This window comes from Streptomyces sp. NPDC002092 (assembly GCF_053593775.1).
In genome coordinates this window covers 224,779-239,973 of the sequence record NZ_JBSFDG010000008.1, presented here as the reverse complement: position 1 = coordinate 239,973, position 15,195 = coordinate 224,779, and the positions used below count along the sequence as shown (strand labels likewise).

The following is a 15,195-nucleotide window of genomic DNA, read 5'->3' as shown; positions in this document are numbered from 1 at the left end:
TGGCTGCGGGTTCGTCGTGGCTGGTCGCGCGCACGCGGCGGTAGCCGCAAATTCAACACAGCCCCGCGCCCCTTTGGGGGCGCTCCTGTCCCCCGCGGCTTTGAGGATCCCTCCTTTCGGCGGTCCCTCGCGCTCTTTCGGGCCTTTCGGCATGAGCAGGACGACCCCGAGTCCTGCTACGAGTTGCTGGCCCGTGACGCCGCCGATCAAGTCGAGGCCTACGACGGGGCCGTCATCGGCCGGACCGTCGTGGACGTCGGTGGCGGGGGCGGGTACTTCACGGAGGAGTTCCGCAGACGGGGCGCCAACGCCTACCTGTTCGAGCCCGACGTACAGGAACTCGGTGAGAAGCCGCCCGACGGGTCCGTGATCGCCGACGGGTATCTGTTGCCCTTGCGGGACGGTGCCGCGGACGTGACCTTCTCCTCCAATGTGCTGGAGCATGTCGCCGATCCGCAGACGTTCCTCAGCGAACTCGCCCGGGTGACGCGGCCCGGTGGGCTGATCTATGTGTCGTTCACCAACTGGCTGTCCCCATGGGGCGGTCACGAGTGGGCGCCGTGGCACTACTTCGGTGCCGAGCGGGCCCGCGCCCGCTACCGGCGGCGTACCGGAAAGCCCGCCAAGCACACCCTCGGCGAGAACCTCTTCGCCGTGCACATCGGCGCCACCCTGCGGCAGGTGCGCGCCCGTGACGACGTCACGGTCGTCTCGGCGCGCTCCCGCTACTGGCCCTTCCTCGCGGAGACCGTCGTCAAAGCGCCGGGGATACGTGAGGTGGCCACCTGGAACCTTCTCCTCATCCTCCGGCGGTGTCCCCCATGACGACCACGGTCCAGGCCCCTCCTCCGGCAGCCGTCCACACCACCGCGGCCACCTCGGGCCCGCCGGAGGGCCCGCGGTCGCGGCGCTGGCTGGTGGGGTTCTGGGCCGTGGCGTTGCTGCTGTTCCTGGTGGTGCACCCGGGGCGGCAGACCTTCGACACCAAGCTGGGTGTGACGGTCGACCCGGGTGCCTTCTTCTCCGGTCTGGGGCAGCTCTGGCACGACCAGGGCAGCTTCGGAGGCATCCAGGACCAGTACGCCGGCTATCTGTGGCCGATGCTGCCGTTCTACTGGCTGTGCCACGCGATCAGTCTGCCCGTGTGGCTGGCGGAGCGGCTGTGGCTGTCGCTGATCGTGTCCGTCGCCTTCTGGGGGGCGCTGCGGCTGGCCGAGCGGCTGCGGGTGGGGAGCAGTGGGGCGCGGCTGCTCGCGGGGGTCGCGTATGCGCTGTGGCCCGTCTTCACCATCGTCGTCGGGTCGACGTCCGCGGCCGCGCTGCCGGGTGCCTTTCTGCCCTGGGTGCTGCTGCCGCTGGCGAACGAGCGGTACAGCGCCCGCATCGCCGCCCTGCGCTCGGCGCTGGTCGTGCCCTTCATGGGCGGCGTCAACGGCGCCTCCACACTGGCCTCGCTGCTGCCGGTCGGGCTGTATCTGCTCTCCCGCCCGCCCGGGCCACGGCAGCGCAAGCTGATCGCCTGGTGGGTGCCGGGGGTGATCGTGGCGACCGCCTGGTGGTGGATACCGCTGCTCATGCTCGGGGTCTACGGTGAGAACTTCCTTCCGTACGTGGAGACTTCGCAGACCACGACGGCCACCATGTCGGGGACGGAGGCGCTGCGCGGGGCCGGCAACTGGGTGGCCTATCTGCACTTCGGGCAGGCCTGGCTGCCGGCCGGGTGGACGGTCGCCGCGTCGGTGATCGTCGTCGTGTGTTCGGCACTCGCCGCGGGGCTCGGTCTCGCGGGGCTCGCGAGACGGGACATGCCGGAGCGGCGGTGGCTGGTGCTGACCGTGATCTCCACGGCTCTGGTGCTGCTCGCCGGGTACGGCGGGGCGTTCGGCGCTCCCTTCCACGGGGTCGTGCAGGACTGGCTGAACGGCGGGCTCGTTCCCTTCCGGAACATCTACAAGTTCCAGACGGGGCTGGCTCTGGCGCTGGTGCTGGGGCTCGCGCATGTGGTGGGCATCGCGGCCGAGCCGCGGGGTGCGCGGCCGGTGCGCGGGCGCCGGTTCGCCCCGCTGGTCGCCGCGGTGCTGATCATGCCGGGGCTGATGTGGCCGTATCTCAACGGCTCGATCCTCAACCCGGGGTCCTTCCAGGAGCTTCCCAAGTACTGGAAGACCACGGCCGGTTGGCTGGAGAAGTACTCGCCCGACTCCCGCGCCCTGGTCGTCCCGGCCACCTCGCACGGCATCTACACCTGGGGCTCCCCCATCGACCAGCCCCTCGACGTCCTCGCCAAGTCCCGCTGGGCTCAGAGGGATTACGTCCCCTTCGGCACCCCCGGCAACCGGCGGGCGATGGACGCGGTTCAGGACGCGCTGGCCTCCGGGAGCGATGTGCCGGGGCTTGCCGACTATCTGAGCCGGGCGGGGATCTACTACGTCGTCGTACGCAACGACCTCGATCCCGACCAGATCGGCGCCGTGCCGACCACGACGGTGAAGCGGACCCTGGAGCAGTCGGGGTACGTCCGGGTGACCGGGTTCGGGCCGGTCATGACCGGCGGCCGGATCGCCCATGACGCGCCGTTGCAGGTGGAAGGGCTCTATCCGCGGCAGCGGGCGGTCGAGATCTACGAACCCACGGACAAGGACGTCCCGCGACCGGGCCAGGCGCACCTGCTGCCGGTCTCCGACACCGCGGTCGTCTCCGGCGGACCCGAGGCCCTGCTGCCGCTCGCCTCCGAACTGCGCGGCCGTGCGACCGTGCTGACCGGCGACAACCACCCCGGGCTGGGCTCCCCGCCGCTCCAGGTGGTCGGCGACGGGCTGCGGCGCGCGGACACACGGTTCGGGCTGGTCAGCGGCAACACCTCGTACACGTACACCAGTTCCGAGCGCAACGCCCCGGACGCCGTGCAGGACGCGGGGAAGCAACCGCACCAGATCCTGCCGACCAAGGGGCTCGACCACCAGACGGTCGCCCAACTGCGCGGCGCCCGCTCGGTGACCGCGTCCTCCAGCGGCAACTGGCTCTTCCACCTCCCGCAGTACGACCCGGTGAACGCCTTCGACGGCAACCCGGACACGGCCTGGGCGGAGGGCGCACCCGGCTCGGCGGACGGGCAGTGGCTGCGGATCGGCTTCACCGACTCGTACGACATGCCGTCCTCGTTCAAGGTGACCCCGCTGCCGCAGGAGAGTGTGCGGTCGGCCGCGACGAAGGTGCGGGTGGAGACCGAGAAGGGGTCCCGGACCAGTTTCCTGCGGCCGAACGGCCAGACGCAGAGCATCAAGGCACCGGCGGGCTCGACCAGTTGGATGAAGCTGACGATCGTCGACTCGGTGGAGCGCCGCTCGGGTCTGACGGGGGCGGGCTTCTCCGAGATCGCCCTTCCGCACGTCCAGGTGACCCGGCTGCTGCGGCTGCCGACGGACGCGGACGACTCCGACGCCGCCGCCACGCTGATCTCCCTGCACCGCACGCCCGACCCCACCGGCCTCTCCGCGACCGGCACCGAGGCGGGCCTCCACCGCCGCTTCACCACGGCCACGGCGGGGACGTACGAGGTGAAGGCGGGCGCCGTGCCGGTCAGCGGCGAGGCGCTGGACAAGCTGCTCTACGAGGTCGCCCCCGACCAGCAGGACCGCATCGTGGCCACCGCCGACTCCACGGCGGCCCTCGGTGCGGGCCTGTCGGCGCGCAACCTCACCGACGGTGATCTGACCACGGCGTGGATCGCGGGCGACCGGCCGACGATCCATCTGAGCTGGAGCGGCAAACAGCCGGTGGGGGAGATCGTGCTGGCGCCCGCGGGCGGCCTGTCGACCCGTCCCACCCAGGTGGACATCAGCTCCCCCGACGGCGCGACCATCGCCGGCGTCGACGAGAACGGCGTGACCCGCTTCGACCCGATCACCACCGACCACCTGGACATCACGATCACCGAGACCGCGCCCCTGACCCTGCACAACCCGGTCGCCGACGAGGACCTGCAGCTGCCGGTGGGCCTGAGCGAGGCGTACATCCCGGCGCTCGACCAGTACCGCACCCCGCAGCCCGGCAGCTCCCGCACCTTCTCGCTGCCGTGCGGGCAGGGGCCGGACGTGGCGGTGGACGGCAAGCTGTACCAGACCAGCGCGAAGGGGACGGTACGCGACCTGACGGAGCGCCGGACGGTCGATGTGACGCTCTGCCAGCACGGCCGCGCCGACGGCGAGCTGGAGCTGACGGCCGGCGCCCACCGGGTCGAGGCGGGAGACGCGGGCCCCCTCACGCTCACGGATGTAACACTTACACGTGGAAGTGTCACATCTTCCGCCGAGGTGGGTCGCGGGCTGCGGATACAGGACTGGCTGGGCGACCGCCGCGAGGTGACGGTCGGCTCCGGGGCAGCCACCTATCTGACGACGTACGAGAACTACAACGACGGCTGGAAGGCCACCCTGGGCGGCAGGGAACTGACCGCGGTCCGCCTCGACGGCTGGCAGCAGGGCTGGCGGATCCCGGCCGGGGCGGGCGGCACCGTCAAGCTGTCGTACGAGCCCGCCACGACCTACCAGGGCGGGCTGATCGGCGGTGCGGTGGGCCTGGCCGTCCTGGTCGGGCTGGTGGTCTGGCGCCGCCGCGCGCCGAACCCCGACCCGCCGCAGCCGGTACCGCCGCTTCCCGGGATCTGGCTCGGCACGGTGGCCCTGACGGTGGTGGGCGTGCTGATCGCCGGCTGGTTCGCGCTGCTGGTGCCGGCGCTGGCGCTGCTGGCGTACCGGCGGCACGCGCTGCTCGTGCCGGTCGCGTTCGCCGCCCTCGCGGGGGCCGGGATCGCGGCGGCCACGGGAGCCAGGGAGCCCGTGGGCGCGGGCGAGGGCGCCTTCGGCCATACGGCCCAACTGCTCGCGCTGGTCGGGCTGTTCGCGGGCGTGGTGAGCGTACGGGAGCCCGACGAGGGACCGGGGTCCACGGCGGTGCTGCCGCCGGTTCCGGCGACCGGCGTACCGCCCGGCTCCTCCCGTTCCGAGGCGCCGACGCAGTCGCTGCCGCGACGGCTGCGCGGGGCGAGCGGGCCGCGGCCCCGCAGCGGGCATGGCGGCGGGGCGGTCGAGGGTGACACCGCCGCATCCAGCCCGATGAACGAGGCGTCCGCCCCGCCTCCCGACGCCGGGCCGACCGTCTCGGCACGCGGCCCCGGCGGGCCCGATCCCGACCCGCCGACCGCGCGGATCCAGTTCCGCAAACCGAAGTTCCGGCCGACTCCGCCCGAGCAGCCAAAAGCCCCCAGGGGGAGGGACGAACCCACGTGACCGCACTCGAAGACGCCGTCCGCGCCGACGGCCGCATCCCCTTCCCCGTCGTCGACGAGGTCGCCCGGCACTGCCTCCAGGAGGAGGAACCGGAAACGGTCCACATCGAGGTCCACCTGCCGGGCCGCCTGAACCGCGACCGCCTCCGCACAGCCTTCGCGGAGGCCCTCCACCGCCACCCCCGCATCCTGATGCGCGAGGCCTCGGGCCCCTGGTACCGCCGCCGCTACGAGTGGGAACTGACGACCGCCCCGGACACAGAGGTGGTGGCCTTCCTGCGGGCAGGCCCATCCGCCTTGCGGGACGTCCGAACCCGGGCCCTGACAACGGCTCCGCCGCTGACGTTGTCACCACCGATACGACTGGAGGTGGTGGAGGGGGCGGGACCGGCGGAGGGCAGCGAGGCAACAGACGCGGTCGGCACTACGCCCGCAGCTGCGGGCGCGGGCGCCGACACCGCCGCAGCTGCCGCAGCTGCGGGCAGTCGTGCCGCTGGGGCGGCACGGGTGGGCGCAGCGGCACCCGGCACGCGCCGGCCACCGTCCCCGCCCCCTGTCGGCAACACCGCCGGCAACGCACAAGGCACCGGCACCGTCCTCTTCCTCACCATCAACCACACCGCCCTGGACGGCCCCGCCTGCCTCCGAGTCCTGGCAACGGCCGCGGAAATCTACGGCGGCCGCAACAACGACCCCACCGCACCCCCCACCCGCACCCCCGACACAACCCCCCAGCCCCCCATGGACACCCCGTCCAACTGGTCCCCACCCGCCAGGGTGGCCCAAGGCACCCCCGAGCCCTCCCCCGGCAACGGCATGCTCGTCACCGAACTCCCCCTCCCCCACCGCCCCAAGGGCTCCCCCTACACGGTGAACGACCAGCTCATGGTCACCACAGCCCTCACCATCGCCCACTGGAACAGAGAACACGGAGCAACCTCCCGCCCCCTGCGCATCACCATGCCCGTGGACGACCGCCCCCGAGACGCCACGATGCCCATCGGCAACGGCACCCGCCTGGTCGAAGTCCCCTTCTCGCCCGAGGAGTTGGTCGCCCACGACCCCATCGACATGCCCGCCCTGCTGCGCCGCACGGCGACCCGCACACGCGCCCTCAAATCCCTCCCCCGCCCCCAACTGGGCCACGGCGCAGCCCTCCTCACCGCCCCCGTCACCCCCGTGGCCTGGCGCGCCGCCCTCACCCGGGGCCTGCGCAGAGCCGCCGCGCCCTGGACGTCGACGACGCTCCTCAGCAACATCGGCCGCATCCCGTACCCGCTGGACTTCGGCGAGGAGGCGGGCCGCGCGCACGCGGTCTGGTTCTCGGCGCCGGCCCGTATGCCCCGCGGTCTCACCGTCACCACCGCCTCCACCGCGGGCCGCCTCCATCTCGCCCTGCGCTGGTCCCGCGCTCTGCTCAGCCACGGCGACGGCGCGCACCTGCGCGATCTCTTCGAGCACTATCTGCACTCCACGGAGGTGAGCCCGTGAACGCGACCACCGCCCCCGTGCACCGCCCCGAGCTGCGTGACTTCTACGAGGACCCCGCCGTCCCGGTCGCCTCCGGCACCCCCCGCAGCCTCCGCCAGGCCCGGATGCTGGCCGCCGCCCTCGGCCCGGCGGCCACCGGCGCACCCCGCACCATCCTCGACATCGGCTGCGGCGACGGCACCGCGGCAGCCACCGCGGCCCCGCTGCTGACCGGCCACCGCATCATCGGCGTCGACTGGTCCCAGGACGCCCTGAAACGGGCCCGCACCCACCTGTCGTACGCCATCCGCGGTGAACTCACCGACGGCGGCCTCCCGTTCCAGGCCGCCTCCGCCGACGCCGTGCTGTTCAGCGAGGTGATCGAGCACCTGGTCGACCCGGACACCGCCCTCGACGAGATCCACCGCGTCCTGCGCCCGGGCGGCCACCTGATGCTCTCCACCCCGAACCTGGCCGCCTGGTACAACCGCGCCCTGCTGCTGGCCGGCGTACAACCCGTCTTCTCCGAGGTCAGCCTGCGGGCGATCCACGGGCGGCCGGGCACGGAGGTGGTGGGACACCTGCGGCTGTACACCGCCCGTGCGCTGCGGGAGTTCGTCGCCGCGTCCGGCTTCGAGATCGTGGACGTCAAAGGCGCCCCCTTCCACGGCGTGCCCCGACCTCTCCGTCCTCTCGACCGGCTGGCCTGCTCCAGACCCTCGCTCGCCTCGATCCTTCTCCTGCACGCGCGCAAGACCAAGACGTAGAGGGGGGCACGTCATGTGGTGGGGAGTGGCCGCGGCACTGCTGGCGAACACCCTGTACAGCCTCGGTTTCGTCCTGGAGAAACGGGCGCTCACCTCGCTGCCGGAGGTGACGATCCGCAACCCCGCCCGGCTGCTCAGGCTGGTGCTGGGCAGCCCGCTGTGGATCGGCGGTTCACTCGCCCTCGCCTCCGGTTTCGGTGCGCAGCTCGTCGTCTACCGGACGCTGCCGATCGCCGCCGCCCAGGGCATCTTCGTCTCCGGTCTGGTGCTTCTCGTCCTGCTGTCCGCCCGGCTGCTGGGCGAGGAGACGACCGGGCGGGAACGGTATGCGCTCGGTGCGATCCTCGCCGCGCTGCTGATGGTCGTGCTCTCCCTCAAGGAGGGCTCGGACACGGTCAGCCGCAGCGCCCCGTACCAGCTGATCCTGCTGGTGTGCGTGCCGTCGCTGGCGGGCGGTGTGTGGCTGTACGGCGCCGCTGAGCGACGCACCCGCCACCGCCACCGCGCACCGACGACGGGCGTGGAGTACGGGGTGGCCGTCGGGGTGCTGTACGGGGTCAGCTCGCTCGCCATCAAGGGCGTGTCGAGCTACCTGACGTCGAGCGGGCCGGTCGGTGCCGTGATCGGCCTGCTCAAGTCCCCGTACCCGTATCTCCTCCTGTTCACCGGCGCGTTCGGCCTGGTGATGTCGCAGGCCGCGCTGCAGCGCTGCCGGGCCTCGCTGATCGTGCCGGTGTGCACGACGGTGACCTGTCTCTACACGGCCGTACTCGGCACCCTCTCCTTCGGCGAGGCGCTCCCGCACGACCCGCTGCGCCTCGCCCTGCGCCTGGCGGGCACGGTCCTCGCCGTCTCCGTTCTGCTGGCCATGCCCAGACACGACCAGCCCGCACCTTTGGCGCCTCCCCAACCCCCCATCGCCACCAAGGAGTTGACCCCTCCATGAACCCCGACGACCCGCTGCTGCGGATCCTGGCGTGCCCGCTCGACAAGGGCCCGCTGCACCTCGTGAGGCCGGACGGCCCGACCGTCCCCGAGGCCCTGTACAACCCGCGCCTGCATCGCCGTTACCCGATCGTCGACGGCATCCCGCAGCTGCTGCCGTCGTCCGGGGAGCAGGTGTCGGACGACGAGCACGAGGCCTTGCTCAAACGGATGGCCCAGTGACCGCGCCCCCGCCCCGCACCCTGGCCGCCCGGCTGGCCCCGCTCCTGCCCGTCCGTGTGGTGGCCGCCGCCGCCCGGGCGGTCTACCCGCGCTTCGAGCCCGAGCTGGCCCGGCTCGCCGACCTGTGCCCGCCCGGCTGCGGCACCGCCGTGGACGTCGGCGGCTGGTACGGCCCCTGGACCCGGCGCCTGGCCACCCGCGCCCGCCAGGTGGTGACCGTCGAACCGGTCCCCCATCTGGCCCGCCTGCTCACCTCCGCCGGGCCGCCGAACGTCCGTGTCGTCCAGGCCGCCGCCTCCGACCGCCCCGGCACCGCCCGCCTCTGGCTCCCGCCGGACGACGCGGGCGACCGGGGCGTGTCCTCGCTGGTCCGCCGCGACATCCACGCCCGGGCCCTGCACGTCCCCTGCGTCACCCTCGACGAACTCGGCCTGCGGGACGTCGACTTCATCAAGATCGATGTGGACGGCCACGAGCTCGCGGTCCTGCGCGGCGCCACGGGCCTGCTGGCCCGCGACCGCCCGGCCCTCTTCGTCGAGCTGGAGTCCCGGATCCAACCGATCACACCGGTCGTCACCTATCTCTCCCTCCTGCGCTACGAGGGCTGGGTGCTGCCCGGATCGAGCTGGGTGCCGCTGGCGAAGTTCCCCTTGGAGGCCCATCAGGAGAGCACCTCGCACGTCGTCGCCCAGGGCCTGCTGGGCCGCGTCCTGCCCTTCCGCAAGCACCCGCGCTACGTCAACTCGGTCCTCTTCCTCCCGGACGGCCGCCGTCCCGGCGATCTCGGCGCGGTGCGCGACGATGGGAGGCATGCCGTCCGCGAAGCGCCCCGCTAGCCACCCCTTCACGCCCCTCGACTTCCAGCTGGTCCTGCTGCGCCGCATGGCCGACCACAACCCGGACCTGGTGGAGGACGCCCGCCGCGAGCTGGGCGTCTCCATCGCCGACATGAGGGAGGCCAACAAGCGCTGGCAGTCGATGCTGCACTCGCCGCGTTCGCGCGCCGCCTCCCGCTACCGCTCGATCCTGGGCGCCCCCGAGTCGACGATCACCCGCAAGGTCGGCGACCTGGACTGCGAGGCCCTGCTCTGGCCCGTTCCCCTCTGGCCGGACCTGCGCTTCGAGGCACTCCTCGCCCCGGACGGCGCCGTCTGGAACGAATGGCTGGTCCGCGCCCCGGGCACCCCCGGCCCGCCCCTGCGCACGCTGGAGGACCTCACCCCCTGGTCCTGCACGGTCGACGAGGCAGCCCGCGCCTTCGCCCCCGCCCGCCCACTGGAGGGCACGGCGCCCACGCGGTGGGGACTGGCGTTCACGGCGCCGGACGGACAGGGGGTGCAACGGAAAGTGGCCGCCGAGTTCACCTGGGGGCTGTTGCAGCGGGTGGCGGTCAGCGACCGGCCGCCATCGCCAGAACCGCGTCCCTGACCACCGCCACCGACCCCGGATGCAGATCAAGAAACAGATTCGGCTCGACCAGCTCCAGCTCCATCAGCCGTGGCTCCCCGTCCGCCCCGTCGACCAGGTCCACGCGCGCGTACAGCAACTCGGGGGCATCCGGTACGGCGGCCAACGCGCGCTCGGCGACCGCGAGTTCGGCCGGGGCCGGGGTCCACGCGACCAGGTCCGGATGGGCCACCTTGGTGGCGTCGTACGCCGTGCCCGGTGCCAGTACGGCGCCCTTCCGGCTGGCGTGCAGGAAGCGGCCGCCGAAGAACTGCAGGGCCCGCTCGCCGCTGACGTCGATGCCGGACAGATACGGCTGGACGATCGCGGTCAGCCCCTCCTCGTGCATGCGCGCGAGGTGTCGTACGGCCGTGTCGTGGTCGTGGGGCGTGTAGCGGGCGGCGTACCGGGCGCCCGCGCCGGAGGTCGGCTTGATGACGTACTCGTGGTCGTCGGGGAGGTCGGGTGCGTCGCCGGGTGCGAGGTAGCGGGTGGGGACGACGGGCACTCCCGCCGCCGCCAGGTCCCCGAGGTACCGCTTGTCGGTGTTCCAGCGCACGACCTCGGCCGGGTTGGCCAGCCGGGTGACCGCGGCGCACTTCTCGGCCCACGCCACGAATTCGTCCGCCCGCCAGCTGTAGTCCCAGGTCGACCGGATGACGACGAGGTCGAAGCCGCTCCAGTCGGTGTCGGGGTCGTCCCACGGGACGGCGACGGCCCCGGCTCCGGCGGCCCGCAGGGCCTGCACCAGCACGGGCAGGTCGCGGTCCTTGCTCGGCTGTGCGCCGGGGTCGTAGGTGGCGAGTGCGACTCGGGGCACGGCGGACTCCAGTTCGTACGTCATACGGCGGTCAGTCGCTTCGCAGGCTACGCATGGTCCCCGCAACCGAAGCAACCGGATTGACCTTCCCCTTCGGTGAAGCCGCAGCATCGGTGCAAGGAACACGGGGAGGACTGCCGGATGCGCAGGGACATGCTCACGATCGGTGCGTTCGCACGGGCCTGCCGGCTCTCGCCGAAGGCTCTTCGCCTCTACGACGAGCTGGAGCTGCTGCGCCCGGCCCGGGTCGATCCGCACACCGGCTACCGCTACTACGCCCTCGGTCAGCTGGAGCAGGCCCGGCTGGTGGCGTGGCTGCGGCGGCTGGGCATGCCGCTGGCCCGGATCCGGGAGGTGTGCGCTCTCGAACCGGGGGCCGCCGCCCGGGAGATCCGCGCGTACTGGGCGCGGGTGGAGGCCGAGACGGCGGTACGGCGGGATCTCGCCGCGTTCCTCGTGGATCACCTGACGGAAGAAACCAGGAAGGACACCACCATGCTGGAACTGCGGTACTTCGCCCACTCCGACCGCGGCCGGGTGCGGCCCGCCAACCAGGACACGGCCTATGCGGGCACGCGGCTGCTCGCCGTCGCCGACGGGTTCGGGCCGGCCGGTGCGCCCGCGAGCAGCGCGGCCGTCGAGGCGCTCAGGTTCCTGGACACGGAGGAGGTGCCGGCGGGCGGTGTCCTCAACCTCCTGGAGGACGCCGTGCGGGGAGCGACCGAGGCGGTCCGGGACGCGACGGACGACCCCGACGCCAACGGCACGACCCTCACCGCCCTGCTCTGGACAGGCTCCCGCCTCGCCCTCGTCCACATCGGCGACTCCCGCGCCTATCTGCTGCGCGACGGGGAGCTGTTCCGTATCACCCACGACCACACGGTGGTCCAGTCGCTGATCGACGAGGGCCGCCTGACCGAGGAGGAGGCCACGGCCCACCCGCAGCGCACCCTCCTGTTCAAGGCCCTCGGCACCGGCACCCCGGATCTGCGTCTGCACGACGCCGCCCCCGGCGACCGCTACCTCCTGTGCTCCGACGGCCTGCCCACCGTGCTCCCCGACGCCCGTATACGGGAGCTTCTCTCCGCCGGTGCCCCGGACGTGGCCGTAAGGGCCCTCGTGGACGCGGCGAACGAGGCCGGGGGTCCGGACAACGTGAGCTGTGTGGTGGCGGACGTGGTGCGGGAGGCCTCCTGATCGTCGCCGGCGGGGCGGCTGGTGTAGGAACGAGGGTGTCGTTCCTGCCCTGACGGATGGAGTGCATCGCGTGTCCTCTCTCTTTCCCGCCCTGGAGAGCCCGAGCGAGCGGGTGGCTCTGCGCTTCGGCGAACGGTCCCTTACGTACGCCGGGCTCGCCGCCGCGACCGGTGCCCTGGCGGCCCGGCTCCCGCGCGGCGGACGGGTCGCGATCTGGGCCACGCCGGCGCTGGAGACCGCGGTGGCCGTGGTGGCGGCACTGCGGGCCGGGGCGGCCGCCGTACCGCTCAACCCGAAGTCGGGCGAGAAGGAGCTCGGGCACATCCTGTCCGACAGTGCACCCTCGGTGGTGCTCGCGGCCGTCGATGACGAACTCCCCTCCGCTGTACTGGAGTTGCCGCGACTCGACGTCGACGTGACCGGCACCGCAAGCCCCGCTCCCGCGCCCTCCTTCGGCGACGAGGACCCCGCCCTGATCGTCTACACCTCCGGTACCACCGGCCCGCCCAAGGGTGCCGTCCTGCCCCGACGGGCGATCGCCACCACGCTGGACGCGCTCGCCGACGCCTGGCAGTGGACCGGCGACGACGTACTCGTGCACGGGCTGCCGCTGTTCCATGTGCACGGGCTGGTGCTGGGCATCCTGGGCCCGCTCCGGCGCGGCGGGTCCGTCCGCCACCTGGGGCGGTTCAGCACGGAGGGCGTGGCCCGCGAACTGAACGAGGGCGCGACCATGCTCTTCGGGGTGCCGACGATGTACCACCGGATCGCCGGTGCCCTGTCCGAGGAGCCGGAGCTGGCGAAGGCCCTCGGACGGGCCCGGCTGCTGGTCTCCGGTTCCGCCGCGCTCCCGGTCCACGACCACGAGCGCATCGCGGCCGCCACCGGACGGCGGGTCATCGAGCGGTACGGCATGACGGAGACCCTCATGCTGTGCTCGTCCCGGTGGACACCCCCGGACCCCCGGCCGAGCGTGCGGGCGGACGGCGAGCCGCGCGCGGGCACGGTGGGCGTGCCGCTGCCCGGTGTCGAGCTGCGGCTGGTGGAGGAGGACGGGACGGCGATCACGTCGTACGACGGCGAGAGCGTCGGCGAGATCCAGGTGCGCGGCCCGAACCTGTTCACCGAGTATCTGAACCGGCCCGACGCCACGGCCGCCGCGTTCACCGCCGACGGGTTCTTCCGGACGGGAGACATGGCCGTCCGCGAGTCCGACGGCTACGTCCGGATCGTCGGCCGCAAGGCCACCGACCTGATCAAGAGCGGGGGTTACAAGATCGGGGCCGGTGAGATCGAGAACGCGTTGCTGGAGCATCCGGCGGTGCGGGAGGCGGCGGTCACCGGGGAGCCGGATGCGGATCTGGGCGAGCGGATCGTGGCATGGGTGGTGCCGGCCGATCCGCAATCGCCGCCCGCCGCCGAGGAGTTGGCGGACCATGTGGCGGTCCGCCTCGCCCCCCACAAGCGTCCGCGCGTGGTCCACTACCTGGAGAGCCTCCCCCGCAACGACATGGGGAAGATCATGAAGCGGGCACTGCACCATGGCTGAGCCCCGCCTCTCCGCCCGCGAGATACTCGCGCTCGTCACCGACCCCTCGACCTTCGCCGAACTCCCTTATCCGACAAGGGAGTCCAGGCCGGACGGGCCTCTCGCCTGGCGGGGCTACGACGCCTCGCGCGCCCGCGCGGTCGAACTCACCGGGGAGAGCGAGTCGGTCGTGTGCGGCACCGCCCGGGTGGCGGGCACGCAGGCGGTGCTGATCGCCTTCGAGTTCGGCTTCCTCGGCGGCTCGCTCGGCGAGCGGACCGGCGACCGTCTGGAGGCCGCCTACGGCCACGCCCGCGCCCACCGCCTCCCGGTCGTGCCGCTGGTCGCCACGGGTGGCAGCCGTATGCAGGAGGGCATGCTCGCCCTCACCCAACTCCAGCGCGTGGCCCGCCAGTCGGCGCTCACCCGGGAGGCCGGCCTGCCCCAGATCGCCGTCCTCAGGGACCCCACGACGGGCGGCGGCTGGGCCACCCTCGGAGCGGGCGCGGACGTGATCCTCGCCCTGCCGGGAGCACAGGTGGGCTTCGCGGGGTCACGGGTACGACCGCCGGACGCGGACCCGTCGGCGTATACGGCGGAGGCACAGGTTGCAGCCGGGTCGGCGGACGCGGTGGTGCCCTTGACGGAACTACGGGAGACGCTGGGGTTGTGGCTCCGGCTGCTGACCACTGCAACTGCGGGCAGCGGCGCGGCTGATACCGCCGTAGCTGCGGGCAGTCGTGCCGCTGGGGCGGCACGGGTGGGCGCAGCGGCACCCCGCACGCGCGGGCAAGCGCCCCGTCCCCCCAGCGCCACCCAGCCCGCACCCGTCCCCGCCGCCCTCGGCACCAGCACCCTCCCCACCACCGGCTGGGACGCAGTCCAACGCGCCCGCTCCCCCCAACGCCCCCGCGCCCAGGCCTACTTGGACACCTACTTCACCCACCGCGTAGCGATCCACGGCGACCGCTCCGGCGGTACCGACACCGAGGGCATCCTCTGCGGCTTCGGCGCAGCCGGGGACCGCACCATCGCCTACGCCGCCCAGACCGGCACCCCCACCCGCCCGGCGGGCTACCGCACAGCCACCCGCCTGGTCCGGCTCGCGGACCGCCTCGGCATCCCGGTGCTCACCCTGGTGGACACCCCGGGCGCGGCCAACGACGCGGAGGCGGAACGGCAGGGCGCGGGCGCCGCGATCGCGGAGCTGTTCGGCGCGGTGGCGGCCGCCCGCGTCCCGGTCACCACCCTGGTCATCGGCGAGGGCGGCTCCGGCGGCGCACTGGCACTGGCGGCGGCAGGCAACACCTGGGCCACACCGGACAGTTACTTCTCGGTGATCGCACCCGAGCCGGCGGCCGCGATCCTCAAGCGGCCGGCACAGGAGGTCGAGGCCACGGCCGACCAGCTGCGCATCCGGCCGCAGGACCTGGTGGAGCTGGGGGTGATCCGGGGCATCGTCGGGCCCTGACCGGCAGCCCGTCCCCGCAGAACCCGGGACATCGCCAAGCGC

Annotated in this window: 12 protein-coding genes; 11 read left to right on the top strand and 1 reads right to left on the bottom strand. The window is 72.9% G+C overall.

Annotated features, from left to right (window positions below):
* Positions 1–3: 3 nt before the first annotated feature.
* From ACWCRD_RS20375 to ACWCRD_RS20340, 8 genes are read left to right on the top strand one after another with little or no spacing between them, the layout of a single operon-like run.
* A complete protein-coding gene (locus tag ACWCRD_RS20375; protein ID WP_450967365.1) occupies positions 4–825 on the top strand; it encodes a class I SAM-dependent methyltransferase in 822 nt (273 codons plus the stop codon).
* On the top strand, positions 822–5,288 hold the full coding sequence (locus ACWCRD_RS20370; RefSeq protein ID WP_450967198.1) for an alpha-(1->3)-arabinofuranosyltransferase domain-containing protein: 4,467 nt from the start codon (positions 822–824) through the stop codon (positions 5,286–5,288). The genes ACWCRD_RS20375 and ACWCRD_RS20370 overlap by 4 nt, the downstream gene beginning before the upstream one ends.
* Positions 5,285–6,778 carry a condensation protein gene (locus tag ACWCRD_RS20365; RefSeq protein ID WP_450967197.1) on the top strand — a complete coding sequence of 498 codons (1,494 nt, stop codon included), beginning with the start codon at positions 5,285–5,287 and terminating at the stop codon, positions 6,776–6,778. Before ACWCRD_RS20370 ends, ACWCRD_RS20365 begins: the two co-directional genes overlap by 4 nt.
* Complete coding sequence (locus ACWCRD_RS20360) at positions 6,775–7,524, top strand: class I SAM-dependent methyltransferase (protein ID WP_450967196.1); 750 nt, start codon at positions 6,775–6,777, stop codon at positions 7,522–7,524. Before ACWCRD_RS20365 ends, ACWCRD_RS20360 begins: the two co-directional genes overlap by 4 nt.
* A gap of 25 nt (positions 7,525–7,549) precedes the next feature.
* Complete coding sequence (locus ACWCRD_RS20355) at positions 7,550–8,470, top strand: hypothetical protein (protein ID WP_450967364.1); 921 nt, start codon at positions 7,550–7,552, stop codon at positions 8,468–8,470.
* Positions 8,467–8,691, top strand: a complete 225-nt coding sequence (locus ACWCRD_RS20350) for a Trm112 family protein (protein WP_390692085.1) — start codon at positions 8,467–8,469, stop codon at positions 8,689–8,691. Before ACWCRD_RS20355 ends, ACWCRD_RS20350 begins: the two co-directional genes overlap by 4 nt.
* Positions 8,688–9,527 (top strand): FkbM family methyltransferase, encoded by an 840-nt coding sequence (locus tag ACWCRD_RS20345; RefSeq protein WP_450967195.1) that lies wholly within the window; start codon positions 8,688–8,690, stop codon positions 9,525–9,527. Before ACWCRD_RS20350 ends, ACWCRD_RS20345 begins: the two co-directional genes overlap by 4 nt.
* The gene (locus ACWCRD_RS20340) at positions 9,502–10,119 is read left to right on the top strand and encodes a hypothetical protein (RefSeq protein WP_450967194.1); all 618 of its coding nucleotides are present in this window, start codon (positions 9,502–9,504) and stop codon (positions 10,117–10,119) included. The genes ACWCRD_RS20345 and ACWCRD_RS20340 overlap by 26 nt, the downstream gene beginning before the upstream one ends.
* On the opposite strand, the gene ACWCRD_RS20335 is transcribed toward ACWCRD_RS20340, so the two are convergent.
* Positions 10,082–10,957 (bottom strand): ATP-grasp domain-containing protein, encoded by an 876-nt coding sequence (locus ACWCRD_RS20335; protein WP_450967363.1) that lies wholly within the window; start codon positions 10,955–10,957, stop codon positions 10,082–10,084. The two genes, ACWCRD_RS20340 and ACWCRD_RS20335, sit on opposite strands and share 38 nt — an antisense overlap.
* Before the next feature lie 141 nt (positions 10,958–11,098).
* On the opposite strand from ACWCRD_RS20335, the gene ACWCRD_RS20330 reads away from it, so the two are divergent.
* The 3 genes from ACWCRD_RS20330 (at position 11,099) to ACWCRD_RS20320 (ending at position 15,153) form a co-directional block, all read left to right on the top strand.
* A complete protein-coding gene (locus tag ACWCRD_RS20330) occupies positions 11,099–12,154 on the top strand; it encodes a MerR family transcriptional regulator (RefSeq protein WP_450967193.1) in 1,056 nt (351 codons plus the stop codon).
* Positions 12,155–12,224: 70 nt separating this feature from the next.
* Positions 12,225–13,703, top strand: coding sequence for an acyl-CoA synthetase (locus ACWCRD_RS20325; protein ID WP_450967192.1), 1,479 nt, complete (start codon positions 12,225–12,227; stop codon positions 13,701–13,703).
* Positions 13,696–15,153 (top strand): carboxyl transferase domain-containing protein, encoded by a 1,458-nt coding sequence (locus ACWCRD_RS20320; RefSeq protein WP_450967191.1) that lies wholly within the window; start codon positions 13,696–13,698, stop codon positions 15,151–15,153. Before ACWCRD_RS20325 ends, ACWCRD_RS20320 begins: the two co-directional genes overlap by 8 nt.
* The last annotated feature ends 42 nt before the right edge of the window (positions 15,154–15,195 follow it).